The sequence below is a fragment of the Planomicrobium okeanokoites genome (assembly GCF_003428875.1).
In the GTDB taxonomy this organism is placed as follows: domain Bacteria; phylum Bacillota; class Bacilli; order Bacillales_A; family Planococcaceae; genus Planococcus; species Planococcus okeanokoites.
This window is the reverse complement of the sequence record NZ_QQRS01000022.1, coordinates 1-6,814: the sequence shown is the minus strand read 5'-3', so window position 1 is coordinate 6,814 and position 6,814 is coordinate 1. Positions and strand designations below refer to the sequence as shown.

The window sequence follows — 6,814 nt, the reverse complement described above, 5'->3', positions numbered from 1 at the left end:
AATCAGCTTCCACTCTTCTGTCGTGTGCAACGTTAAAAAATCAAGTTGGTCTTGCGCTTCCTCTTTCGTGTGGAAAACAGTTTCCTGTTCTTCATCACTCAGAATTACACCATTCGTTGATCGGATAAGATACGCCATAATCTACCTCCCACTTCGCTATAGAAACAAAATAAGTCACGCTTAACCAGACAAGTAAGAGTAATTTTGATTTTCTACTTTAGCAAATATCTATCTAACTAAAGTAGAAATATCTACCTGTGCAAGGTAGATATTTGTTAAGTTATATAATTTCGATTCTACTCGTCCTGTTCGTTAAAAAACTCAGTCATATAATCAAACTGTTTTTGCTGGCGATCAGTCAATTCGTTCTTAGTATAATACTCAACAAGTTCAGAAATAATAGCGTATGTTTTATTTTCATCCATGAACTTACCAAGTACGCCAATTTGAATATGAAGGTCATGTGGAACTTTAATTGACTTTACGTTATTATTTTTTCCTACTACGGATTTCACTTTACGAGGTGCTTTTGTTTTTGTTTCGGAAACAGGAATTGTCGATTTTTTTTCTGGTAATGTATCGCGTGGTTCAGTTTTCTCTTCGTTAACTACGGGATTATTTATTGACTGTGGAAGATTTTGTTTATCATTGGTAAATTTGAAGTCGTTTTGACTGCTAATAACTACAGGTCTTGGTCTTTCAAGAGTGCTTGATTTCGTTTTCTTCTTAATCAAAGGTCCCTTATTTTGACTCTCAGACATGAACGCTTTCCTCCTCAAACCTTGCAAGTTTTTCTTCAATTTCATCTACTACATCTAAGAACGTTTGATGTGCTTTACGATCGTGATGATCTTCATTCTTAATCCCCGTCATGTCCCACGCTTTCAAGCGTTCTAAATGCTTTATGACATTTTTGAAGACATTGTCTTCACCGAAAAGCTCTGTTGCTCGCTCGACCGTACTCTGATCCACACGTCCACCAGCTCTTAAAAGAACTGGTAAAACCCCAAGAACTTGAATGTCTGCTTCATATTCATCTGCCATAAACTGCAGGTATGATACGTAAGTTTCTGCACCTTCAAGGGAAAGTTCTTGGGCCTGCAAAATAATTAGAACATAATCGGAAGCCATCATAGCATTGTCAGAGTAATCGCTTATGGTTGGTGGTACATCGATGAAAATGTAATCATAATTTGCTTTTAAAGGTTCGAGCAAAGTTTTTAAAAGAGTAATTTGTTCCAAATCGTTTTGGAAGGTTTGATATAGAAACTTCGAAAAGTTTTTAAACGAAACTGCGGCCGGGATAAGATCAAGATGTTCTGTCACTTTCACAACGACGTCTTGAAGATTCCCCTCTTTGAAACCATCAAAGATTGTTTTGTTTATTTCTTCTATACCTGCTGAACGGGCAATTAAAGTGCTAGCATTCCCTTGGGGGTCCATATCGACCAAGAGAACCTTTTTCTTATGTACATTTGCATATTCCCAACTGGTCATTACAGAGACTTTGGTTTTTCCAACGCCGCCTTTAAAGTTGCCTACTACAATTGTTTTGGCTGTCATCAATATTCCTCCTAGAATTTTTTGTTAATTACAAACTTCTACCTAACAAACTTCTACTTCTGTATATTTCTGATAATAACACAAGTAGAAGTTTGTGAGAATAATAAATAAAATGTAACACAATTGTAATATTTGGTCTTTTAACTATACATAGGTAGAAAAGTAGAAATATCTACCTGTGCGAGAATTCGAATTATTCTAACGTAAGTAGAAAAGTGGAAATATCTACTTTTGCGAGAAAGAGAATGATTCTAACAAAAGTAGAAAAGTAGAAATATCTACTTCTGCGAGAAATAAAATCATTCTAACGAAAGTAGAAAAGTAGAAATATCTACCTGTGCGAGAAATAAAATCATTCCAACAAAGGTAGAAAAGTAGAAATATCTACTTCTGCGAGAAAGATAATCATTCTAACAAAAGTAGAAATATCTACTTTTGTTATTTAAATAAAAAATAAGAGTACTGATTTTTGCTGTTAAACCAGCTTTCAGTAACTAACTTAATTCTAAAATTCATAAATTATAATTGCACAGGTAGATAAGTAGAAATATCTACTTCTGCGAGAAGTAAAATCATTCTAACGAAAGTAGAAAAGTAGAAATATCTACCTGTGTGAGAATTATAATGACTTCAACAAAAGTAGAAAAGTAGAAATATCTACCTCTGCGAGAAAGAGAGTTATAATAACAAAAGTAGAAAAGTGGAAATATCTACTTCTGCGAGGAAGAACATCATTCCAACAAAAGTAGAAAAGTAGAAATATCTACCTGTGCGAGAAAGAGTGTCATTCTCGCACAGGTAGAAAAGTGGAAATATCTACTTCTGTCACCTCGAAAACCTTGATTTACCGCTATTTACACAGCATTCCCCATGCTTTAGCTTAAAGAATATAGAGAACTTAGAAGAGCTGGCATAAGACGGGGAGGGGATGCTTTGTGGAAAATATGAGTAACATATTTGATCTGGTGCTTCATGAAGGTATTAATACATATAAGACAAAAAACTCAAAGGCAGCTTTCCCCAAAGTCGTAAAAGATAAAAAAAAATTCCCGAAACATAAAAAAGGTGCCATCTGTGTGACACGTTCCAAGGAAGATCTAGCGACACCGTTCGGTGTCAAAGGATATGTGATTACCTCAAAGGAAACCCTCTTGGAGGATTGTCTTGAACTTTCTCACTGGAATCCTAATGTACTGAACTACTTGAGGTATTCGGACAAAACCAGGCGGTTCGTCAAGGGACATGAAGAAAGCAACCTGCAGCAAATCAATACCTTTGTGGTGGATATTGACACGAAAAAGCAGCCCTATACGGAAATTCTGACGGCTGCACTGGATCACAGCATTGGTATCCCGACACTGGTCTTGGAGACACCGAAAGGCTTTCAAGCCTATTTTGTCCTTGAAAAACCCCTCTTCATCAGCAACCAGAACGACTTCCGCGGACTGAAAGTGGCCAAACGCATCTCAGAAAACATCAAACGCAGTCTCGCCGGAGTTTTGCAGGGAGTCGACATCTCCTGCAATGACTTCGGTTTTTTCCGGATTCCCAAAGAAGACAACGTGCGCTGGTTCTCTGAAGAGATGGTCTATGACTTCGGCAGCTTGATCGCTTGGTCCAAACGCCAGGATGATGATCAAAGCCGAGGGCTTTTTGTGCTGCCTTCAAAAAATGAAACGCTGGACCCCACACAGACCGAATGGTTCCAGGAACTCTTGGCCACGCATCACGTAAAAGGGGGCGAAGGGCAGATCGGCCGGGACAACCTCATGTTTACCCTCGCATTGGCGTGCTATAGCGCCGGCAAAGGGCAGGATGAAACGCTCGATCTTCTGGATGAATACAACTCGTCCCTGGCTTCGCCTATACGGCACAGCGAAGTGCGGAAAATCCTCAAGAGCGCTTATAAAGGCCGATTTAAAGGCGCACATCAGGACTATATCCAGCAGCTGTTGGAAGCATGGGGCACCGGCAAGGAAATCGCGATCCACAATCCGATGGGCGGCTGGTACAAACACAAAAAAGAACGGGAAGACCGCGTCCGCAGTCATTACAGCGAATGGGAAGAAGATGTGCTCACCTTTATCGAAAAAGCCGCGAGTATCGATCAGCCCATCAAATGGTCCACGCAGACAGCTTTGTGCGAAGAGATCGGCATTCCCCGCAGCACGTTCAATGAAGTCATCCGGAAATCCAAACACATCTTGGTCAAACGAAAAGGAAAAGGCCGGGCAGCGCAGACAGGGTTAACCTCGATTGCGATGCTTCTTCAGTGTGCGCTCAGTTATCAGCAGCAACACCGCACGGTGTACATCGAAGCAATCCGGCTCTTCGCAACTGAGCCCACCAATCACCTGGTTCTGCGAGAATTGGACTACCAAGTAGAACGCCTTGTGGGAGTCCCTGATGCTGCCACCATAAATGGTAAAAATTTCAATTCCAGTTAATTGTCCAGTCTGCCAATACATATCTGTATACGGGGTTCGTTTTTCTCCTGGTTATCGGTTGTGTATCTATCCATCAATCTTTTCTTTTGTTTAGGGGAATAAAAAAAGCACCTTTTCAGTGAAAAGATACTTGGCAGGGGCTTATTCGGTTTCATCGGTTTCATCGGTTTTGTAAGGACCGAAACGTTCATACATTTTATTGAGCTGCTGGGTTTGAAAATCGTCTTTGAAGGCGCGCAGAAAGACATCTGTTGGATTGATTTGAAGCGCGTTGCAGTAATGGACGATCCAGCCGAGGGAAACGTTTTGTTTTCCTCGTTCAACTACTGAAATCATAGGGCCAGAGAGATCGCTGATGGCTTCGATGTCTTTTAAGGTCATTTTCTTTTCAAGGCGTATGGATTTCAAGGCTCCACCGATTTTTTCGTAGATATTGGGTTCATAATGGGAGGTCATAGCTCGAATCCTTTCAGATAGCCGTGTCTGTTTTGAATGTTTCGTGTTATACTGATTCCATAAAATTAAGATATATATTAAAAAATCTCTACAAACCCTGTTATTGGTAGTTTGGCGACCGTCAATAACAGAGTTTCCGCGTAGAGAAATTTCAAAGGAATCGTTCTTATCCTGATTATAGCATATTTCAGGTCTTTTTGAATAGAAGCTGACCCAATCGGCTTTTGTGGAACGCGCCTTTGGAATTTCTCTTCCGTTCGATCGGAGAATTCTTGGAAGGGGCGTTTTATGATGAGCAGAAAATACAATGTACAGGAAGAGGCCGCCGAGCGATTTTACCGGTTGCCGAAAGTGTTCTTTACGAACGAACAGTACAAAAAACTGAGCAACGATGCGAAAATTGCTTTCGCCATACTGCAGGACCGGCTGGAACTGTCCATTCGCAATCGGTGGTTTGATACGGATGGGAATATCTATTTTCTTTACGGCAATCAGGAGCTCGGGGATATTCTGAACTGCAGCAAGCCCACCGTCATCAAGATCAAAAAGGAATTGCACAAAGCGGAATTGCTAGAGGAGAAACGGATGGGGCTTTCCCAGTCGAACCGGCTGTATTTGCTGAGACCAGTGGCCGATTTTTCCGATGTGGACGAACTGAAACAGCCTTCGGAAGACGCTGAAACCCTTGCGCCCCAACAGAAGTTAAAATCTTTTACTTCAAGAAGTCAAAATTCTTTACCTCAAGAAGTTAAAAAGTTTAACACTAATGATACTGAACTTAGCGATACTGATTTAAGTGATACTGAAAAGAGTATCTATCCATCCCAAAATGAATCGGATCTGCCGAGTGTGTTGGTGGAAGTGCTTGAAAAGAATCAAAAGCGATTGATGGATGACGAAATAAAGGTTATAGATATCCTGAACCACTACAAAGCCCACCATGGGATCTTGACGGATTACCAGTATGCAGATGCCTTGCAGTATTCACTGGAACGGACACCGGGGCGGATCATCAGCATCACGGCCCGGCTGACAAAAGCGGTGGAAGACAAACGGAAATGGCTAAACCAGCAAAACACGCCTGTCTCTGAACCGGTGCGGAAAGAAATCATCCCCGAGTGGCTGCGTGAACAGCAACAAGCCGAACAACAGCAGCAACAAGCAAAACATCAAGAAGCGAGTTCAACCCTGAACGATTTTGAAGCCGAGAAACAACAAATACTCGAACGCCTGCAAAAGCGGAAGTCTTAATGACTTCCGCTTTTTATTATGATATAGATTAAAAAATATTGACTTCCAACTATTTGAAATCAAGATAAATGAAGTAGGAGTTAAGTAATAACCCGTCTTTATTATGTTTATCAAGCAGATATAAAAAAGGAAAAAAGAACCAGGGGAAATTGTTGGTTATGACTTGCCAGAAATAAGGCAAAAATAGTAAGGTAGAGTCAAATGAATCCAAAAGGGGGTGGAAACGTGTTTGATCGCATTGGAGCTTTTCTCAATACATTGTTTACCGATATGCAAGGGACCTTCATTACGGTATTTATGATTGGCCTGTTGATCTGCGCGATCGGCGTATGGGCTGGAGATGAACAATCATCTCCGAAATTCAAGAACGGTATAAAGCTGTGTGTGCTTGGTGTGGTGCTGTTCCTGTTGGCCAGACCGGTCATCGATTACATTCAAACGAATCTGTAAGACAGAAAGTGTGTGATGGCGATGCGTTCGGATTCGTACATGGAGCGCCAGGAGCGCTTGCGTGAACGCGGGAAGGTGGAACTTCCCTTCAATATCGATACAAAAAAGTATTTATACGGCAATATTTCGTTTCAGGATGTTTTCATTGTGCTGCCGTTTCTGTTGCTCGGTGCAGTTCTTTCTTACTTACTCTTCAAAGCCGGGCACCTGAATCAGCAAATCCTGTTGGTGACATTCGTGCCGGCGATGATTGTCACGGTGTTTCAGCTGAACAAGCATCCGATCCGGAAGAATTTATCACTTCTGCAGTACAAGGTCATCTGGAAGCTGCAGGCGAAACACCGGAAAAAGAATTTTCACTACGCGAAAGGGGCGCTGCCGATGAGCCGGAAACAAGGCGATACCCGGACCGAACTCGGACTGGCCAATATTGCGAACGGCTGCCTGGAATCGTCCGACCGGAAATTGATCAAGGTGCTGGAAATCTCCTCTGTCAATTTGTCGCTCATGAACGAACTAGCTAAAGAGAATGTCTTATCTGCCTATCAGTCGTTCATCAACGATACGGGAGAGAAGCAGATCCAGCTCATGCAGGTCGCGCAGCCCATCAACCTGACGAATTACCTCATGTGGTTTAACGAAGAGGT

6 protein-coding genes and 1 pseudogene are annotated in these 6,814 nt (G+C 41.6%); 4 read left to right on the top strand and 3 right to left on the bottom strand.

The genetic code is table 11. From position 1 onward, the window contains the following. Positions 1-296 precede the first annotated feature (296 nt). Both D2910_RS16625 and D2910_RS16620 read right to left on the bottom strand, forming a co-directional pair. Positions 297-761 (bottom strand): hypothetical protein, encoded by a 465-nt coding sequence (locus D2910_RS16625; protein WP_117314289.1) that lies wholly within the window; start codon positions 759-761, stop codon positions 297-299. Beyond that, a complete protein-coding gene (locus tag D2910_RS16620; RefSeq protein WP_117314288.1) occupies positions 754-1,563 on the bottom strand; it encodes a ParA family protein in 810 nt (269 codons plus the stop codon). Before D2910_RS16620 ends, D2910_RS16625 begins: the two co-directional genes overlap by 8 nt. A gap of 1,076 nt (positions 1,564-2,639) precedes the next feature. On the opposite strand from D2910_RS16620, the gene D2910_RS16615 reads away from it, so the two are divergent. After that, positions 2,640-4,010 (top strand): primase C-terminal domain-containing protein, encoded by a 1,371-nt coding sequence (locus tag D2910_RS16615; protein ID WP_165850210.1) that lies wholly within the window; start codon positions 2,640-2,642, stop codon positions 4,008-4,010. 141 nt (positions 4,011-4,151) lie between these two features. Here the strand turns inward: D2910_RS16615 and D2910_RS16610 are convergent, their stop codons facing one another. Then, positions 4,152-4,466, bottom strand: coding sequence for a helix-turn-helix domain-containing protein (locus tag D2910_RS16610; RefSeq protein WP_117314286.1), 315 nt, complete (start codon positions 4,464-4,466; stop codon positions 4,152-4,154). 288 nt (positions 4,467-4,754) lie between these two features. Here D2910_RS16610 and D2910_RS16605 point away from each other — a divergent pair, with 288 nt between their 5' ends. The 3 genes and pseudogenes from D2910_RS16605 to D2910_RS16595 all read left to right on the top strand — a co-directional run. Next, the gene (locus tag D2910_RS16605; protein WP_117314285.1) at positions 4,755-5,717 is read left to right on the top strand and encodes a replication initiator protein A; all 963 of its coding nucleotides are present in this window, start codon (positions 4,755-4,757) and stop codon (positions 5,715-5,717) included. A 225-nt stretch (positions 5,718-5,942) separates the two neighbouring features. After that, a complete protein-coding gene (locus tag D2910_RS16600; protein WP_117314278.1) occupies positions 5,943-6,167 on the top strand; it encodes a hypothetical protein in 225 nt (74 codons plus the stop codon). Between the two features lie 15 nt (positions 6,168-6,182). After that, positions 6,183-6,814 (top strand): annotated as a pseudogene (locus D2910_RS16595) (TrsD); the annotation flags it as partial.

Excerpts from the sequence above, each read along its gene's own strand:
- D2910_RS16610 (WP_117314286.1), bottom strand. The coding sequence starts at position 4,466 with ATGACCTCCCATTATGAACCCAATATCTACGAAAAAATCGGTGGAGCC.
- D2910_RS16605 (WP_117314285.1), top strand. The coding sequence starts at position 4,755 with ATGATGAGCAGAAAATACAATGTACAGGAAGAGGCCGCCGAGCGATTT.
- D2910_RS16625 (WP_117314289.1), bottom strand. The coding sequence starts at position 761 with ATGTCTGAGAGTCAAAATAAGGGACCTTTGATTAAGAAGAAAACGAAA.
- D2910_RS16620 (WP_117314288.1), bottom strand. The coding sequence starts at position 1,563 with ATGACAGCCAAAACAATTGTAGTAGGCAACTTTAAAGGCGGCGTTGGA.